This is a genomic window from Piscirickettsia salmonis LF-89 = ATCC VR-1361 (genome assembly GCF_000297215.2).
Lineage (GTDB): Bacteria > Pseudomonadota > Gammaproteobacteria > Piscirickettsiales > Piscirickettsiaceae > Piscirickettsia > Piscirickettsia salmonis.
This window is the reverse complement of the sequence record NZ_AMFF02000045.1, coordinates 1-2,949: the sequence shown is the minus strand read 5'-3', so window position 1 is coordinate 2,949 and position 2,949 is coordinate 1. Positions and strand designations below refer to the sequence as shown.

Annotated in this window: 4 protein-coding genes; 1 reads left to right on the top strand and 3 read right to left on the bottom strand. The window is 35.6% G+C overall.

Translation table 11 applies throughout. From position 1 onward, the window contains the following. Positions 1-115 precede the first annotated feature (115 nt). Positions 116-283, top strand: coding sequence for an IS3 family transposase (locus tag C200_RS14875; RefSeq protein ID WP_080750121.1), 168 nt, complete (start codon positions 116-118; stop codon positions 281-283). 55 nt (positions 284-338) lie between these two features. Here the strand turns inward: C200_RS14875 and C200_RS14190 are convergent, their stop codons facing one another. The 3 genes from C200_RS14190 to C200_RS16695 form a co-directional block, all read right to left on the bottom strand. After that, positions 339-1,790 carry a hypothetical protein gene (locus tag C200_RS14190; RefSeq protein WP_230383304.1) on the bottom strand — a complete coding sequence of 484 codons (1,452 nt, stop codon included), beginning with the start codon at positions 1,788-1,790 and terminating at the stop codon, positions 339-341. A gap of 160 nt (positions 1,791-1,950) precedes the next feature. Further along, positions 1,951-2,736 (bottom strand): IS3 family transposase, encoded by a 786-nt coding sequence (locus tag C200_RS04845; protein WP_162180147.1) that lies wholly within the window; start codon positions 2,734-2,736, stop codon positions 1,951-1,953. Positions 2,737-2,786: 50 nt separating this feature from the next. Beyond that, positions 2,787-2,949: transposase (locus C200_RS16695; RefSeq protein ID WP_033923696.1), on the bottom strand; the 163-nt coding region annotated here is incomplete at its 5' end.

The following is a 2,949-nucleotide window of genomic DNA, read 5'->3' as shown; positions in this document are numbered from 1 at the left end:
CGGAAGCCAATATGCTTCAGAAAGTCATCGTGAGATTCTTAAAGATCATCAAATTAAGCAAAGTATGAGTCGTAAGGGAGACTGCTGGGGATAACGCTGTTTCGGAGGAATCACAATGGGAAAGACACGTTACTCAGTTCATCACATGAATTTTAAAAATCGACAGGAGGCTAAATCAGCGATCTTTGAGTATATCGAAGTTTTTTATAACAGAAAACGCATTCACTCAGCTAATGATTATTTATCACCTGAGGAATACGAGCATAATCAAAAAATCAGTTAAAAATTTGTCTAGAAAAAGGTTGCCAGATCAAAGCTTTACTCTAACTTCATGCGCCTTAAAGTTCTACATCTAAATTTTTCGCAACAATGCCTTCTTGTCCTCTTTCAAAAAGTAGAGTCGCTTCTTCATTTTTTAACTTTAAAAAATACTTTCTATTTTCAAAGTCTTGAGAGTTTAAAAAGTATCCACTTTCACTTTTTTTACCAAAAATAGCGAAATTTCGTATATCCCGTTTACGAACTATTTCGCCATTTTGACAGATTTCTTTTTTTAATAAATAGTATTTAGAGTTGTTTAAAAACTGGGTGAGTTGATTGAGGTACTCTAATACATTGTTTTGGCAAGCTGATACAGCAAAGCATACATTTTTTAATGTAACGTCATGGCTAAAGTTTATATGCCTATCTTGGTTTAGGCTATTAATAATAATTTTTAGATAGTGTATTACTATGATTGGCTGAATATAAGGCTTTGCTATTTTTGGCAGAATCAAACCATTAGCTAAATCTATAGCTTGTTCAGCATGATTTGTTAGAAGCAGCAAGTTATTTTGATTGGCTAAATTAGCTATACGCAATTTATCTAGGCTATAAGCTAAATATGGAGCATATTTAATTTGCTTAATAAGCAACTGATAGTTTTTTTTGTTAGCTAAATTTGTGATTAGTAATATACTGAAGGTTTGATTTAATGATTCGGCGTATTCAGCTTGACCTACTATTAGTTGCCAGTTTTCCTCAGATATTAACTTCTGTTTGTTCAGTGCATATAATATATTCTTTAGGTGGTAAGCATGTTGAGGATGCTTTGCAAGCAGTTGCCAGTTTTTTTCGTTTGCTAATCCAACTCTTCGCAATACGCTTAAAGCGTCGGCTAGCCTTAAAGCATGCTCAGCTTGATGTATAAGAAGTTGCCAGTTATCTTGGTTGGCTAGTTTAGCTTTTTGTAATTCAGTTAAAGATTTGGTTAGCTTTAAGGCATGCTCAGCCTTGTTTATAAGAAGCTGCTGGTTTTTTTCATTAAATAGTCCATGTTTTTTTAGATCTCCTAGGGCAATAATTAATTGTACTAAGTGTTTACGATGATTTTTAAGATGCTCAGGAGGATTTTCAATAAGCTGCCAATTCTCTTCACTGTCTTCTCCAGCTTCGCGTAACATATCTAAAGCTTTTGCTAAATATTTGATATATTTATCATGTTTTAAAAAACTAACTTCCATTTTATTATGAAATTTTTCTTTGAATATTTCTTCAGAAATAACCTTGGCATTAGTGTCTAAATTGTCACCTTCGGTAATTGATAAATATTCTTGAAGCGTCAATGGGAAATATATTGTTGCACGTGTTATTGGACAGCAATTTAGCATAATAAATGATGCTCTTGCAATACCATAGATAGAGTATATGCTACTATTTTTATCTTCATTTTTTTGTGATTTTACTGCATATATCTGTACTTCTCTTGGGCTTAATTCATCTAGTGTAATTGGACATTCAAATTTCATCATCTAACCTCTCAGAACTTATGTATAGACTGAACTGGCCTCCTACCTTCCGACAAAAACGAACCTCAATTAAGAAATTATTTTTGCCCCTGAAAACACCTCGGCAGGAACAAAATCTCCTAGCGCTTGATGAGATTGTAAAGCCCCCATTTTTATGCCAAGTCTAAAGTGGAATTTCTGTGGTTTTGTCTCTCATTTTTTTAAAATTAATGGGTGACAAGTTCGCTAATGATTCATGAGGCCGCTCATTGTTATATTGATCAACCCATGGTTCAGTAATTTCCCTGACCTCCTCTAAACTATAAAACCAGTGTGCATCCAAAATATCCTGGCGATAAGTCCGGTTAAATCGCTCAATAAAGCCATTTTGTGCGGGCTTCCCAGGCTGAATATGGTGGAGCAATATGTTGTGTTGCTCTGCCCATTTTGTAAAATCGCTTGAAATAAACTCTGGACCATTGTCACTTCGAATCACTTCAGGATAACCTTTTGACTCGGCAACCTGATCAAGCAGTCGAGTAACAACCATTGATGGTAAGGAAAAAGCAGGCTCAATCAATAAACACTCACGATTATAATCATCGATCACATTTAAAGTTCTAAACTTGCGCTTATTCGATAACGTGTCACTCATAAAGTCAAGTGACCAACAGTAGTTTGGTACAATAGGCTGAACTAACATTTTTGCTTGCCGTGGTGAACGTCTTTTTCTAGGCTTGACCCTCAAATTAAGCTTGAGCTCACAATAGACACGGTAAACACGCTTATGGTTCCAAGCGTAGTTTTGCTTGATTTTAGCCATCATTTTGTCAAAACCCCAGCGATGATGTACCTTAGCTAAATCTGTCAGCACCTTTTTAATTTTAGTATCAACAACCTGTTTTTTAGGTTGATACCGATAAACTGATCGGCCAATACTGCATATCTTGCATGCTTTATTCCCGCTCAATGCATGAGTTTTGACAGCATAATCAACTAAGTCACGCCGACTCGCTGCGGTTATAGCTTTTTTTCAACAATATCCTTGAGCACTTTGTGCTCTAGGCTAATGTCTGCGTACATCTGTTTCAAACGCCGATTTTCGTCTTCAAGCTCTTTTAAACGCTGTAGATCTGAAACGCCCATGCCTTGATATTTGGACCTGAGTTTGTAGTAGCTGCTT